We start from the raw sequence: 14,699 nt of genomic DNA, 5'->3' as shown, positions 1-14,699 counted from the left end.
CGGCCGCACGCTCCGGTCCGGCTCTGTGCCGGGCGGCTCCTCGGCCGCCCGGCGCAGGGCCTCGGCGTCGTTCGGAGCTGCGGTGGTCCTCCCCGCGAGGAGAAGATGCGGCCACGGCCGCTCGGCTGAAAGACTGGACACGTGGAACGACGTACGACCGACCGGCTGCTCAGGGCGCGCGCACAGGCGATCGGGGGCGAGGTCCGGGAGGAATCGGTCGCCGCCGTCCTCGACCGGGTGCTCGCCGTGCAGGCGCAGGACCTTCCCGCGGCGGAGCTCGGGCTCCGGGTACGGGCCCGCGGGATGACCCAGGGCGCGGTCCGCCGGGCCACCGACACCGAACGCAGCGCCGTCCGCGGCTGGTTCATGCGCGGCACCCTCCAGCTGGTGCCGGCCGCCGACGCCCGCTGGCTGCTGGCCCTCTTCGGACCGGTCTACCTCGCGCTCGCCGCCCGGCGGCTGCGCGAACTGGGCCTCGACGAGTCCCTGTGCACGCGCTCGGAACGCCTCATCACCGAAGCGATCGACGGCGAGGGGCCGTTGACCCGCGCCCAGCTCACCGACCGGCTCACCACCCTCGGGGTGGAGCCGAAGGGGCAGTCCGCCTTCCACCTGATCCGCCGGGCCGCCCTGAACGGCCGCATCTGCCACGGACCGCAGCAGGGCGGCGAGGCCACCTTCGTCCTCCTCGACGACTGGCTGCCCGCCACCGGACCCCTGCACTTCACCGGAGCCGCCGCCGAACGCGAACTCGCGCGCCGCTACCGCGCGGCGTACGGCCCCTCCGACGCCCTGGACTTCGTCCACTGGTCGGGGCTCAAGGCCACCACGGGCAAGAACGCGTGGGCCGCCGTACGGGAGACCGGGCCCGAGCCGGTGCCCACCCCGGGCGAGCCCGACGTACGCCTGCTGCCGGCCTACGACAACTACCTCGTCGGCTACCGCAGCCGGGACCTGTCCGTGCCCGCCGCACACGAACGCCGGGTGTGGCCCGGCGGCGGGCAGATCCGCGCCACCGTGCTGGTCGACGGCCTGGCCGTAGGCACCTGGTCCGGAGGCCGCCGCGGGGCGCCGGTGACGGTCGAACCCTTCCCCGGGGCCGAGCCCCACACCCCCGCCGTGGCGGCCGGAATCGCCCGCGAGAGCGCCGACATCGCACGATTCTCCAGCTGAACTCATCGCATGTCTACAAGCGGTCTATAGTCCCGGAATCCATAACCGGCGTCTAACTCCCGGACCATAGCGTCAGTGCCGTCCGACAATTCCGTACCCAATCAGAAAAGGGCGTCGACATGGCACTCGGTCGGCATTCCGATTTCAATCGCCTGTGGTTCGGGCAGACTGTCAGCAACTTCGGCGACAAGATCTCCCTCCTGGCACTTCCGACCCTCGCGGTCGTGGTCCTGGACGGCGGGGCCCTGGAGGTCGGCGTGCTGGGCGCGCTGCGCTTCCTCCCCTTCCTGCTGCTCGCCCCGATCGCCGGGCTGGTGGCCGACCGGGTCTCGCGGCGCACGGTGATGATCGTCGCCGACCTGGGCCGGTTCCTGGCCCTCGGGACGATTCCGCTCGCATTCGCCCTCGACTCCGTCAGCATGGCGCATATCTACATCGTGGCCGCCGTCACCGGCTGCCTCACCACCTTCTTCGAGGTCTCGTACCAGTCCTGGCTGCCCCAGCTCATCGGTACCGAGAACCTCATCGAGGGCAATACCAAACTGCAGATCAGCCGGAGCGTCGCGGAAGCGGTCGGGGCCGGCGCCGGCGGCGCCCTCATCCAGCTGCTCGGCGCCGCACGTGCCGTCACCACCGACGCCTTCACCTTCCTCGTCTCGCTGATCGCCCTCCTCGTCATCCGCCACCGGGACACCCGCGAGCGGACCGAGGAGCGCAAGGCCTCCGCGAAGGCGGAGATGAAGGAGGGCATGAAGACCCTCTTCGGCAACCCGGTGCTGCGCGGCCTGTTCACCGCCAACGTCGTGGTCAACCTCGGTGCCGCGATGGGCGACGCCCTGCTGATCGTCTACGCGTACAAGGTCCTGGACCTGAGCCCCGGCCAGGTCGGCATCGCCTTCGCCGTCATGTCGGTCTTCGTCATCGTCGGCGCGGTGCTCTCCGAGGTGGTCTCCAAGAGCCTCTCGGTGGGCCGCCTCCTGGTCATCACCGCGGTCGTGCTCGGCGCCGGCTACATCCTGGTTCCGATGGGCGGCGCGATCGGCGGCTTCGTCGGACTGATCGTGGTCCAGGCCGTCATCGGCTTCGTCTCCCCGATGTTCGACATCCACGTCCTCAGCCTCGTCCAGGGTGTCACCCCGAACGAGCAGATGGGCCGCGTCAGCGGCACCGCCCTCTCCGCGGTCTACGGCGCCCTGTCGCTGGGCTACTTCGCGGGCGGCGCCCTCGGCGAAGGGGTCGGCCTCACCGCAGGCCTCGCGGTGGCCGGTGCCGTGACCATCGTCGGTGGCCTGACCCTGCTGGCCGGTCCGGTGGCCAAGATCAAGGAAATGCCGGGCGGCGACGCCGAGCAGCCCGCCGAGGCCGCCGAAGCCGGCGAGGCCTCCAAGATCACTGCCTGACCGGTCCAGACCATCGGGAGCGGGTGCCACGCGATCGGCATCCGCTCCCGCCGGGCTCCGCCCCGAATCCGCGCCACCGGACGGTACGCGGGTGCGGCGCCGTGGCTGACATTGCCGCAGCCGCAGCCGCAGCCGCAGCCGCAGCCGCAGCCGCGGCCAGCAGGTGTACCGGGGGCCTGCGCCCCCATCCGCAACCCGCACCCGCACCCGCGGAACCCACACGTCCGCGCCGCGTTCCTGCGGCGCGCCCTGCCGCACGCCCACTCCCGAAGACGCACGGAGGCTCAAGGTGAGCGAGTCCCTCGCCGAACGCATAGCCGCACTGCCGAAGTCCCGCCGGGCACTGTTCCAGGCCCTGACCGGCCGAGGAGGCGGGCGCGCCGCCGTACGTGAGGACCCTGAGCCGGCACCCCGCGACCCCGCCGAAGCGCCCGTGCTCTCCTTCGCGCAGCGCCGCCTCTGGTTCATCGACCAGCTGCAGCCCGGCAGCCCCGCCTACAACGTGCCGGTCGCCACCCGCATCCGCGGCCCGCTCGACGTCCCCGCCCTGCACACGGCGCTGCAGGACATCGTGGACCGCCACGAGGTGCTGCGGACCGTCTACACCTACCAGGAGGGCGCCACCGAGGCCGTCCCCCGCGTGGTGGACGGCTACCGGCTGCCCCTGCCGCTGACCGAACTGCCCGACGAGGAGGCTGCCCGGCCGTTCTACGACGCCGACGCGGGCGCCCCCTTCGACCTGGCCGGCGCCGTCCCGCTGCGGGCCCGGCTCGGCCGGATCGGCCCCGAGGACCACGTCCTCGTCCTCAACCTGCACCACATCGTCACCGACGGCTGGTCCATGCGGGTCCTCTACACCGAACTGGAGCGCGCCTACGCCGCCCGCACCGGGGCGCCCGCCGATGCGGCGGCCCCGCTCGCCCTCCAGTACGCCGACTTCGCCACCTGGCAGCGCCGCCGCGTCAGCGGGGACCGGCTGGAGAGCCTCACCTCCTTCTGGCGCGAGGAGCTGGGCGGCGCCACCCCCGTGGACCTGCCCACCGACCGGCCCAGACCGCCCGTCTTCGGCCACGCCGGCGCCTCCCGCTACATCGACCTCCCGCCCCGGCTCATCGCCCGGCTGCGGGAGTTCGGCAAGTCCGAGGGCGCCACCCTCTACATGACGATGCTGGCCGGCTTCGCCGCCACCCTGCGCCGCTGGACCGGCCAGGAGGACATCGTCGTCGGCACCTCGGTCTCCGGCCGCGACCACCCGGCCTTCGGCGATCTCATCGGCTTCTTCGTCAACACCCTGCCGCTGCGCATCAGAACCGGCGGCGACCCCGGCTTCGCCGAACTGGTCCGCGCCACCCGCCACACCACCCTCCAGGCGTACGCGCACCAGGAACTGCCCTTCGACCTGATCGTCGACGCCCTCGGACTGCCCCGCGACCCCAGCCGGCCGCCGCTCACCTCCGTGATGTTCCTCCTCGACGAGACCCCGGACACCGCGCCGGGCCTCGCGGGCGTCACCACCGAGCCCATCGACTTCTCCTCGCACGCCACCAAGTACGACCTCATGATCAGCGTCCACGACACCGGCACCGCCGTCCGCGCCCTCGTGGAGTACCCCACCGCCCTGTTCGACGCCGCGACCGTGGACCGGCTGCTCGGCCACTTCCTCACCACCCTCGAAGGGGCGCTCGACCGCCCCGACGCCCCGCTGTCCGCCCTGCCGCTGCTCACCGACGCCGAGCGCCGGGCCGCCCTGGACGACTGGAACGCCACCCGCGCCCCCTTCCCCCAGGACGCCTGCCTGCACGAGCTGTTCGAGCAGCACGCCGACCGGCGGCCCGACGCGCCCGCCGTGATCCTCGGCGGACTCGGCGGCTGGAACGTCACCTACCGGGAGCTGGAGGAGCGCGCCAACCGGCTCGCGCACCGGCTCGTCGAAGCCGGCGCGGGCCCCGACCGGACCGTGGCCCTGTGCCTGCGCCGCGGCCCGGGACTGGTCACCGCGATCCTCGCCGTCCTCAAGGCCGGCGGGGCCTACGTCCCCCTCGACCCGGACTACCCGGCCGAGCGCCTGGCCCTGCTGCTGCGGGACTCCGCGCCGCCCATCGTCGTCTCCGACGCGGAGCTGATCGGCCGGCTGCCCGTCCCCGCCGGCACCGCGCAGGTGCTCCTCGACACCGACCGGGCCGCGCTCGCCGAGCTGCCCGCGACCCGTCCGGCCGTCCCCGTCACCTCCCGGGACCTCGCCTACGTCATCTTCACCTCGGGCTCCACCGGTACCCCCAAGGGCATCGCCCTGGAACACCGGGGCGTCGTCAACAACATCCTCGACCTCAACCGCTCGTACGGCATCGGGCCCGGCGACTCGGTCCTCGCCCTGTCCTCGCCCAGCTTCGACATGAGCGTCTACGAGACCCTCGGCATCCTGGCCGCGGGCGGCACGCTCGTCCTGCCCGACCCGGCCGCCGCCAAGGACCCGGCGCACTGGGCCGACCTCGTCGAGCGGCACGGCGTCACCGTCTGGAACTCCGCCCCCGCCCTCCTCGGCCTCCTGGCCGACCAGCTCGAACACGCAGGCGGGCCCCGCCTGCCGAAGCTGCGCACCGCGTTCCTCGGCGGCGACTGGATCCCCGTCACCCAGCCCGACCGGATCCGCGCCTTCGCCCCCGGCCTGTCCTTCGTGGCGCTCGGCGGAGCGACCGAAGCCTCCATCCATTCGGTGGAGTTCCCCGTCGGCCGGGTCGATCCGCAGTGGACGAAGCTCCCGTACGGGCGGCCCATGGCCAACCAGCTCACCTACATCCTCGACCCGAAGGACCGTCTCGTCCCCGTCGGCGTCCCCGGCGAACTCCACCTCGGCGGCATCGGACTGGCCCGCGGCTACCTGAACCGGCCCGAGCTCACCGAGGAGAAGTTCGTCCGGGTCGAACTGGAGCCGGGCCGCACCGAACGCCTCTACCGGACCGGCGACCTGGCCCGCTACGGCGCAGACGGCACCATCGAACTCCTCGGCCGCACCGACTTCCGGATCAAGCTGAACGGGCTCCGCATCGAGCCCGGCGAGGTCGAGAGCGCGCTGCGCGAACGCCCCGGCGTCCGCGAGGCCGTCGTGGCCGCCCGCCGCACCGCCGGCTCCGACCGCCTCGTCGGCTACGTGGTGCCCGAGGAGGGCGCCGGCCTGGACACCGCCGCCCTGCGCACCGCCCTCGCCGCCGTCCTGCCCCCGCACTGCGTCCCCGCCGAACTGGTCCTGCTGGAACGGCTGCCGCTGAGCCCCAACGGCAAGGTCGACCGGGGCGCCCTGCCCGACCCGCGCCCCACCACCGCCCCGGACCGGCCCGCCGCCGCACCCGTGGACGGTGACCCCGTCGCCCTGCGGATCGCCGCCGTCTGGGCCGAGGTGCTCGGCGCGGCCGAAGTGGCGCCCGACGACGACTTCTTCGCCCTCGGCGGGGACTCCTTCGCCGCCGTGCGCGCGGTCCGCGCCGTCGCCACCGCCCTGCCGGACGGCGGAGCCGCCGCCCTGCGCGTCGTCGACCTCTTCAGCAACCCGACCCCGGCCGGCCTGGCCGCCCGCACCGCCGAACTCGGCGCAGCCGGAACGCAGGCGCACAGTCTGCTGCACCGGCTCACCCCCGAACGCCCCGCCGGCACCGCCTCGCTGACCCTCGTCTGCTTCCCGCACGGCGGCGGCGACGCCATCGCCTACCAGCCGCTCGCCGCCCAGCTCCCGCCGCACATCGAACTCCTGGCCGTCTCACCGCCCGGACACGACCCGCTGCGCCCCGGCCCGATGCTCCCGGTCCCCGAGTTCGCGGAACTCGCCGCCGAGGAGATCGCCCGCACCGTGCGGGGACCGTACGCCGTCTACGGCCACTGCGCCGGAGTCGTCACCGCCCTGGAGACCACCCGCGTACTGGAACGGCTGGGGCAGCGCCCGATCGCCCTGGACCTCGCCGCGGCCCTCCCCGAGGAGGACCCCGAGTACGCCCTGGAGATGGAGCGCGTCTCCGGCGACGACGACCTCGTCGCGTACCTGACCACCATGGACGGCTTCGACGGCGTCCTCGACGACAGCGACCTCACCGCGGTCCTGCGGATGGTCCGCCACGACATGACCGAGGCCGCCCGCTTCTTCGCCCGCACCCCAGGAGGCTACGACCGCCCCCTGGCCACCCCGCTCACCTGCATCATCGGCGACGCCGACGACGCCACCGAGGGCTACGAGGACGGCTACCGCGCCTGGGGCCGGTACGCGGCCGACGTACGCCTCGCCGTGATCCCCGGGGGCCGCCACTACTTCGCCAAGCACCTGCCCGACCGGCTCGCCGCTCTCCTCGCCGACCTGCACCGCAACGGAGGAACCCATGTCTGATCTCGCCGAACGGCTCGGCCGTCTGCCCCAGGGACAGCGCTCCCGGCTGCTGGGACGGATGCGCAACCAGATGACGGCCGGCGTGGGCCGCCGCATCGAGCTCAAGCGCACCGACCACGGGCCCCGGTCCCGCTCCTCCTTCCAGCAGGAGCAGATGTGGTTCGTCGACAGGCTCGGCGCCGGCAAAGCCCGCAACAACATAGCCCTGGCCATAGGCCTGGGCGGCCCCCTCGACCGGGCCGCCCTGCACGAGGCGCTCAACGCCGTCGTCGCCCGCCACCAGGTGCTGCACAGCAAACTCGTCGAGATCGACGGAGTCCCCTGGCAGGAACCCGTCCCCTCCTTCGTGCTCGGCGTCCAGAGCACCGACCTGTCGGGCAGCGAGGACGCGGACCGCGAACTCGCCGAACTCACCGCGAGCTGCGCCGCCGCCCCCTTCGACCTGGCCGCCGGCCCGCCCGTCCGCGCCCACCTCGTACGCCTCGCCGCGGAGCGCCACGTCCTGCTCTGGGTCGTCCACCACATCGCCTGGGACCCGGGCTCGACCCGGATCTTCACCGAGGAACTGACCTCCAGCTACGCGGCGGCCGCCGCGGGCAAGCGCCCCGAGGCCCCCCGGCTCGCCGTCGAGTACGCCGACTTCGCGGCCTGGCAGCGGGCCAAGCTGGAGAACGACGAGCACGGCCGGGCGCTCGCGGCCAAGTGGCGCCAGATCCTGGCCGGCGCCGTCGCCACCGAGGTCCTGCCCGACCACCCGCGCGGCCCCGAGACCCGCGGCGACGGCCGCGGTCTGAAACTGACCCTGGACCAGAAGCTGCTGGACCGCCTCACCGAGCTCGCCGACGCCAACAGCACCACCGTCTTCACCACCCTGCTCGCCGCCTTCAACGCGCTGCTGCGGCACTGGACCCGCACCGAGGACGTCGTCGTCGGCACGGCGAGCGCCTCCCGGCCGCACCCCGACCTGGAGCAGGTCATCGGCTGCTTCGTCCAGATGATCACCCTGCGGACCGAGGTCACCGACCAGCTCACCTTCCGCGAGCTGGTCACCCGCACCGCGTCCTCCGTCATGGACTCCTTCACCAACAGCGAGCTGCCCTTCGAGCAGGTGGTCGAGGCCGTCCGCCCGGTGCGCGACCCGCTGCGCCACCCGCTCTTCCAGATCGAGTTCACCTCGCTGGGCCGCTGGGGCACCCACCGGGCCCAGGCCGCAGACGTCGAGTTCACCATGGACCAACTCCACGACGGTGCCGCGAAGTTCGACATGAGCTTCCTGGTCGGCGAGAACGACGGCCTGGAACTCTCCCTCGAATACAACACCTCCCTCTACCGGCACGGCACGGCGAGCGCCCTGCTCGCCGCCTTCCGCCAGGTCCTGGAGCAGGTCGCCGACAACCCCGACCTCCAGGTGGGCGACATCAGCCTGGTCGAGGAGCCCGCCGCCTCCCGGCACGCCCGCGAGCTTTCCCGCGGCGGCCCCGTGGACGAGGCCGCCTGGACCACCACCCTGGACCGCGCGTTCCGCGAGCGGGCCACCATCCACCCCGACGCCGTCGCCGTCCGCCACGGCTCCACCCGGCTCGACTACGCCGCCCTCGACCGCTGGTCCGAGGCCATCGCCCACCGGCTGCGCGACCGCGGCGTCCGCCACGGCGACCCCGTCGCGGTGTGCGTGTCCCGCGGCCCGGCCGCCGTCGCCGGAGTCCTCGGCGTGCTCAAGGCGGGCGCCCACTACATCCCGGTCGACCCGGCCGCCCCGGCCGAGCGGACCCGTACGGTCCTCACCGACGCCAAGGTCCGGCACGCCCTCGTCGACGAAGCCGCGCAGCTGCCCGTACCGCTGGAGCTCGTGACCACCGGAACGGCGGCCCCCGTCCGGGAGGTACCCTCCCTCGCGCCGACCGCCACCCCCGGCGACCTGGCCTACGTGCTCTACACGTCGGGCAGCAGCGGAACCCCCAAGGGGGTCATGATCGAGCACCGCTCGGTCACCCACTTCTCCCGCACCATCGCCAAGGCCTACGAGATCCGGGCCGAGGACCGGGTCCTGCAGTTCGCCCCGCTCACCTTCGACGTCTCCGTCTTCGAGATCTTCACCACCCTGCTGGCGGGCGGCTCGCTCGTCATCGCCACCGACGACGAGCGCCGCGACCCGGCCCTGCTCCAGACCCGGATGCGCGAGGACGCGGCCACCGTCGCGGAACTCCCGCCCGCCCTCCTGCCGTTGCTCGACCAGGCCGGCCTGCCCGACCTGCGTCTGGTCTCGGTGGGCGGCGAGGCCTTCCCCGGCCGGCTGGTCGCCGAATGGACCGCGGGGGAGCGGAGGTTCGTCAACGGCTACGGCCCCACCGAGGCGACCGTCGCCGTCACGCTCATGGACTGCACCGGCAGCTACGACCGCAACCCGCCGATCGGCCGTCCCATGCCGGGCCACCAGGCGTTCGTCCTCGACGAGCGGCTGCGCCCGGTCCCGCCCGGCGTACCCGGTGAACTCTGCGTCTCCGGCCCCGGCGTCGCCCGCGGCTACCTGGGCCGCCCCGACCTCACCGCCGACCGCTTCGCCGACAACCCCTACGCGGACGGCCCCGAGACCGCCCGCCTCTACCGCACCGGCGACCTGGTCCGCTGGCTGCCCGGCGGCAACCTGGACTTCCTCGGCCGCACCGACCGCCAGCTCAAGGTGCGCGGCCACCGCATCGAGCCCGGCGAGGTCGAGGCCGTGCTCACCGGGCACCCCTCCGTACAGCAGGCCGTCGTGGTGGCCCAGCCCGCCGCGGGCGGCGAGCGCATGCTGGCCGCCTACGTCACCGTCGAACAGGTGGGCTCGTACGCCTCCGAGGTCGCCGACGCCGAGGGCCTGCGCGCCTACGCGGCCGGCCGGCTGCCCGGCTACATGGTGCCGGTCGTCGTCGTCCTGGAGGAGCTGCCCCTCACCCCGCACGGCAAGGTCGACACCGCCGCACTGCCCCAGCCCACCGAGCTGTCGGCCGAGGGCGGCACCGCGCCCCGCGACGCCATCGAGGAGCAGATCTGCCGGGACATCCTCACCCCGCTGCTCGAATGGCAGAACCCCGACGTGGAGGGCGACTTCTTCGCCCTCGGCGGCAGCTCCCTGCAGGCCACCATCGTGGTCTCCCGGGTCCGAGCCCTCTTCGGCATCGACATCGCCCTCGCCGACTTCTTCGGCCGCCCGACCGTCTCCGGACTGGCCGAACTGGTTCGCACCGCCAAGGCCGAGGCCGCCGGCGAACAGGACCGGCTGCTCGCGGTCTTCGAGCAGATCGAGAACATGAGCGACGACGAGGCCGCCGCCCTCCTCGGCTCCCTCCAGCAGCCGGACGGTTCCTGATGGCCGACCCGGCCGGGCTCGAAGGAGCGCTCGCCGCGCTCCCCGAGGCGAAGCGCGAACTCGCCCGGCTGATGCTGGCCGCCCGGCAGCCCGTACCCGCCCACCCGGCCCCGCGCTCCGGCGCGGGGCCGGTCCCGCCCACCGCCCTCCAGTCCCGGCTGTGGCGCCGCGAGCGCACCCACCCGGCCGTCGCCACCGGCTCGCACGCGCTCCGGCTGACCGGCCCGCTCGACCCGCGGCGGCTCGTGGACGCCCTCACCGGGGTGCTGCGCCGCCACGAGGCACTGCGCACCCGGCTCACCGTCTCCACCACCGGTCAGCCCCGGCTGCACGTGGACGAGGAACCGGTGCTGCGGCTCACCCGGGCCGACCTCTCCGGCTTCACCCCGCAGGCCGCCGCCGAACGCGTGGCCCTGCAGAGCACCGAGAGCGCCTCCACCGTCCTCGACCTGGAGAGCGGCCGCACCAGCGCCTTCCGGCTGCTGCGGCTCGCCCCCGACGAGCACGTCCTGATCCTCGCCTCCCACCTCGCGGTCTTCGACGGCTGGTCCTCCGGGATCTTCCTCGCGGACCTGGCCGCCGGCTACCGCGCGGGCCCGGCGGGGCTCGCCCCGCCCGAGCTCCAGTTCCCCGACTACGCCGACTGGCAGCACCGGTGGCTCGCCGGGCCCGACGGCTCCGCCGAACTTGCCCGCCGCCGTGCGGTGTTCGCCGCCGACCCGCCCGCACCCCGGGCGCCCGGCGGGTTCGAACGCGGCCATCTGCCCGTACGGCTCACCCGCGGGCCGGTCGACGCCGGGCTGGAGCTGGGCGCGGCCGAGGGAGCCACCCCGTTCATGACCCTGCTCGCCGCGCTGGCCGTCGTGCTGGCCCGCCGGGACGGCCGCACCTCCGTGGTGATCGGCACCCCCGCGGCCGGCCGCTTCGCCGGAGCCCTCGAAGGCGCCGTCGGGCAGTTCACCACCGTGGTACCGATCCGGCTCGACCTCGCGGGCGGCCCCGCCTTCCGGGAACTGCTGCACCGCACCCGGTCCGCGGTGGCCGAGGCCCTCGCCCACCAACGCCTGCCCGTGGACGTCCTGTTCGGTGACGGAACGCCTCCGCCGTACAACGTCCTGTTCGCCCTCCACAACTACCCGTCGGTCCCCCTGGACCTGCCGGGCATCGAGGTCGGCCAGCTGCCCGGGCCCCCCGCCCGGCACCTGGAGCTCTACAGCCCCGACCCGGCCGCCGCCCTCGCCTGCATCGGCCTCGTGGAACGGGACGGCGCGATCGGCGGCACCGCCGAGTACAACCGCCACGCGGCCACGCCCGAGGACGTGCGAGGGCTGCTCACCGGAATCGAGGACGTGCTGGACCGGGCCGTCGCCGCGCCCGCATCCCCGCTCACCACCTAGGGAGTTGCCCGTGCTCACCACCGAGTTCTACCGCGCGCCCGCGGACTGCGGGCTCGTACGGAGCGGAGCCGACGTGCCCCGCACCCCCATGCGGGCCCTGCGCGAGGACATCCACGACATCCTGGTCTCGGCCCCCGTGGCCGAGGCCCGGCGCACCCGCGACCCCCGGCCCATCCACCGGGCCCTGGGCGAGCGGGGCCTCCTCGCCCCCCAGTGGCCCGAGGAGTACGGCGGCCGCGGCATCAGCCAGGTCGCGGCCGCCGTGCTGGTCGAGGAACTGGCCATGCACGACGTCCCCGACCTGCTGCACACCCTCACCGTGCAGATCGTCGGATCCACCCTGCTCAATGTCGCGAGCCCGGCGATGAAGGCCCGCCACCTGCCCGGCTTCGCCGCCGGCACCGCCTTCGGCTGCGTGCTGTTCAGCGAACCCCAGGCCGGCTCCGACCTCAACATCCTCTCCACCCGCGCCGTTTCCGACGGCAAGGGCGGCTACAAGCTGTACGGCACCAAGGTCCACTCGCTCTTCGCCCGGCTCGCCGACTACGGGCTGTGCCTGGCCCGCGGCGAGGACGACGCCTTCAGCCTGTTCCTCGTCCCGCTGGCCCAGCCCGGGGTCACCATCCGGCAGATCCCCGGCATGGGTGACGACGCCTTCCACGAGGTCACCCTCGACGGCGTGGCCGTGACCGCCGACGACGTGGTCGGCGAGACGGGCCAGGGCTGGGCGATCGTCGTCAAGACGCTCGCCTTCGAGCGCACCGGACTCGACTACTACGTCAAGGCGCTGCGCTGGTACCGGGCCGCCGTGGAACGGCTGGAGGTCCACACCGACCGGCTGGAGGCCGGCCAGCACGACCAGATCGGCCTGGCCAAACTCAACGCCCGGCTGCTCGCGGCGGGCACGCTGGTCCGCCGCGTCCTCACCCGCCTCGACCGGGGCGAACTCAACGAGGACGAGGCCGCCGCCGCCAAGTGGTACACCACCGAACTCGCCGCCGAGGTGGCCTGGTGGGCCGCGGAACTCGACGGCGACCGCAGCATGACCCTCGACGACCCCGAGGTCGACGGGGTGGCACACCCACTCGATGCGGCGTTGCGCGAAGCCCCGGGGATGCGGATATCGGGCGGCACCGCCGAAATGATGCTGGAGACGCTGGCCCGGCTGCGTCTCGACTCAGGGGCGGAGGTACGGCCGTGACATCACAGGCGGTAGGCGGGAACGGTATGGGCCGTCAGGGCCCGGTGGCGGCGTCCGAGCGCTGGCGGGAGCGGGAGGACGAGGACTCGCTCTTCCGCCAGCTCCGGCTCACCGTGCGCCAGGCCCTGGAGGTCGACGGGGACACCCCGGCCGGCGCCTGGGAGGCGCTGACCCAGGTCGGCGCGTGGGAGTTCGCCCTGCCCATCGGCCACGACGGCCTCGACCTCGGCCAGGCGGTCATCGCCATGGTGTGCGAGGAGGCGGGCAACGCGATGCAGCCCGTCCCGCTGACCGACACCCTCCTCGCCCTGGACCTGATCTCCGGCCTCGGCCCGCTGGCCCCCGAAGCCGCCGAGAGCCTCCTGGACCAGGTACGCACCGGGGAACTGGAACTCGCCGTGCCGGGCCGGCTGCCCGATCCGCGCGGCACCGTACCGCCGGGCATCACCTGGAAGCCGGACCCGGACACCGGCGCCGTCGTCCTCACCGGAACCGGTGGCCCCTTCGCCGCCGGAGTCGGCCCGGGCGCCCTGCTGGTCCTGGCCGGCGGTCCCGACGGCCCGTGCGTGGCACTCGTACGCCTGCCCACCGAGGGCGTCCAGATCCGCCCGCTGCGCGACCACGGCGGGGGAGCCGTCGCCAGTGCCGTCTTCGACGAGGTACGGCTGCCTGCCGAGGCGGTGCTGCTGAGCGGCCTCGCCGCCGAACAGGCCCTCGCCCGCGTGGGGCTGCGCGCCGCCGTCCACCAGGCCTCGCTGCTGGCCGGGATCACGGCGGCCGCCCTGACCGCGGTCGTCTCCCGGATCCGCGGCCGGCAGCAGTTCGGCCAGGCCCTGGTCAAACACCAGGGCCCCCGGCTGCGCGTGGCAGGGCTGCTGGCCCGCCTCGACGCCGTCCGCTGGGCCGTGGGGGACGCGGCCCGGGACCTCGACGAGGACCGGCTCACCGCGGGGGAGGCCGCCGGACTGATCGCCCTCACGGCGGAGACCACCCTCGACGTGACCCGTGACGCGGTCCATCTGCACGGCGCCTCGGGCCTGGTCCGCGACGGCCTGGTGGCGGGCTGCTACCGGCGCGCGGCCTGGGAGGCCATGCGCTGCGGGCGCCCCGCCCACCTCTGGGACATCGCGGCACACACGCCCTGACCGGCGCCCACGAGGGAAGGGGCCCCCGCACCGCGGGAGCCCCTTCCTCGTTCGACCAGGACGCTCAGACCAGGACGCTCAGACCAGGTCGCGCCGCATGACCCAGCGGTGCCGCTTGTCGCTCTTGGCCTCGGTGCGCTGGACCCGGCGGAAGCCCGCCCGCTCGAACATGTCCATCGTCCCGACATAGGCGAGGGTCGGATTGACCCGGCCGCCCTCCGGATCCACCGGATACCCCTCGACGGCGGGCGCGCCGTGCGCGCGCGCGTGCTCGACGGCCCCCTCCAGCAGGCCCGAGGCGACCCCCTTGCCTCGGAAGTCCTTGCGCACGACGAAGCAGGTCACCGACCACACGGGCAGATCGTCCACCGGTGTGATCGTCTTCGAGGAGGTCAGCCGGTCGAGCTGCCGGCGCGGGGCCACGTTGCACCAGCCCGCCACCTCGCCGTCCAGGAACCCGAGGACCCCGGGCGGCGGATCGGCCTTCTCCATCAGGCCGCGCAGGTGCTCGCCCCGCTCGTCCGCCGTGAGCCGCCCGTAGTCGCCGGTGGACAGCCGCCACGCCATGCACCAGCACGTGTGCGCGCTCTTCTTCGGCTGGAGCACCTGGCGGATGTCGTCCCACAGATCCGCCGTGGCGGGCCGTACTTCTAAACTCATGCTGC

8 protein-coding genes are annotated in these 14,699 nt (G+C 73.9%); 7 read left to right on the top strand and 1 reads right to left on the bottom strand.

Going from position 1 to position 14,699, the window contains the following annotated elements; translation table 11 throughout:
- Window positions 1-141: 141 nt before the first annotated feature.
- The 7 genes from ACZ4YL_RS22870 (at window position 142) to ACZ4YL_RS22840 (ending at window position 14,034) form a co-directional block, all read left to right on the top strand.
- Window positions 142-1,173 carry a winged helix DNA-binding domain-containing protein gene (locus ACZ4YL_RS22870; RefSeq protein ID WP_468118869.1) on the top strand — a complete coding sequence of 344 codons (1,032 nt, stop codon included), beginning with the start codon at window positions 142-144 and terminating at the stop codon, window positions 1,171-1,173.
- A gap of 119 nt (window positions 1,174-1,292) precedes the next feature.
- A complete protein-coding gene (locus ACZ4YL_RS22865; protein ID WP_468118867.1) occupies window positions 1,293-2,573 on the top strand; it encodes an MFS transporter in 1,281 nt (426 codons plus the stop codon).
- A 289-nt stretch (window positions 2,574-2,862) separates the two neighbouring features.
- Window positions 2,863-6,942, top strand: a complete 4,080-nt coding sequence (locus ACZ4YL_RS22860) for a non-ribosomal peptide synthetase (RefSeq protein WP_468118865.1) — start codon at window positions 2,863-2,865, stop codon at window positions 6,940-6,942.
- Window positions 6,935-10,291 carry a non-ribosomal peptide synthetase gene (locus ACZ4YL_RS22855; RefSeq protein ID WP_468118863.1) on the top strand — a complete coding sequence of 1,119 codons (3,357 nt, stop codon included), beginning with the start codon at window positions 6,935-6,937 and terminating at the stop codon, window positions 10,289-10,291. Before ACZ4YL_RS22860 ends, ACZ4YL_RS22855 begins: the two co-directional genes overlap by 8 nt.
- A complete protein-coding gene (locus ACZ4YL_RS22850; RefSeq protein ID WP_468118861.1) occupies window positions 10,291-11,688 on the top strand; it encodes a condensation domain-containing protein in 1,398 nt (465 codons plus the stop codon). Before ACZ4YL_RS22855 ends, ACZ4YL_RS22850 begins: the two co-directional genes overlap by 1 nt.
- Window positions 11,689-11,698: 10 nt before the next feature.
- Window positions 11,699-12,889, top strand: a complete 1,191-nt coding sequence (locus ACZ4YL_RS22845; RefSeq protein WP_266388124.1) for an acyl-CoA dehydrogenase family protein — start codon at window positions 11,699-11,701, stop codon at window positions 12,887-12,889.
- Window positions 12,890-12,915: 26 nt separating this feature from the next.
- The gene (locus tag ACZ4YL_RS22840) at window positions 12,916-14,034 is read left to right on the top strand and encodes an acyl-CoA dehydrogenase family protein (RefSeq protein ID WP_468118859.1); all 1,119 of its coding nucleotides are present in this window, start codon (window positions 12,916-12,918) and stop codon (window positions 14,032-14,034) included.
- Between the two features lie 78 nt (window positions 14,035-14,112).
- On the opposite strand, the gene ACZ4YL_RS22835 is transcribed toward ACZ4YL_RS22840, so the two are convergent.
- The gene (locus ACZ4YL_RS22835; RefSeq protein ID WP_468118858.1) at window positions 14,113-14,694 is read right to left on the bottom strand and encodes a GNAT family N-acetyltransferase; all 582 of its coding nucleotides are present in this window, start codon (window positions 14,692-14,694) and stop codon (window positions 14,113-14,115) included.
- Window positions 14,695-14,699 lie beyond the last annotated feature (5 nt).

It is taken from the genome of Streptomyces sp. NPDC030021 (assembly GCF_055574035.1).
Note: the sequence above shows the minus strand (reverse complement) of the source record. Positions and strands in the feature narration are given on the sequence as shown.

Bases quoted from the DNA above. Each gene is read 5' to 3' on its own strand.
- ACZ4YL_RS22835 (WP_468118858.1), bottom strand. From the start codon at position 14,694: ATGAGTTTAGAAGTACGGCCCGCCACGGCGGATCTGTGGGACGACATC.
- ACZ4YL_RS22850 (WP_468118861.1), top strand. From the start codon at position 10,291: ATGGCCGACCCGGCCGGGCTCGAAGGAGCGCTCGCCGCGCTCCCCGAG.
- ACZ4YL_RS22855 (WP_468118863.1), top strand. From the start codon at position 6,935: ATGTCTGATCTCGCCGAACGGCTCGGCCGTCTGCCCCAGGGACAGCGC.
- ACZ4YL_RS22840 (WP_468118859.1), top strand. From the start codon at position 12,916: ATGGGCCGTCAGGGCCCGGTGGCGGCGTCCGAGCGCTGGCGGGAGCGG.
- ACZ4YL_RS22865 (WP_468118867.1), top strand. From the start codon at position 1,293: ATGGCACTCGGTCGGCATTCCGATTTCAATCGCCTGTGGTTCGGGCAG.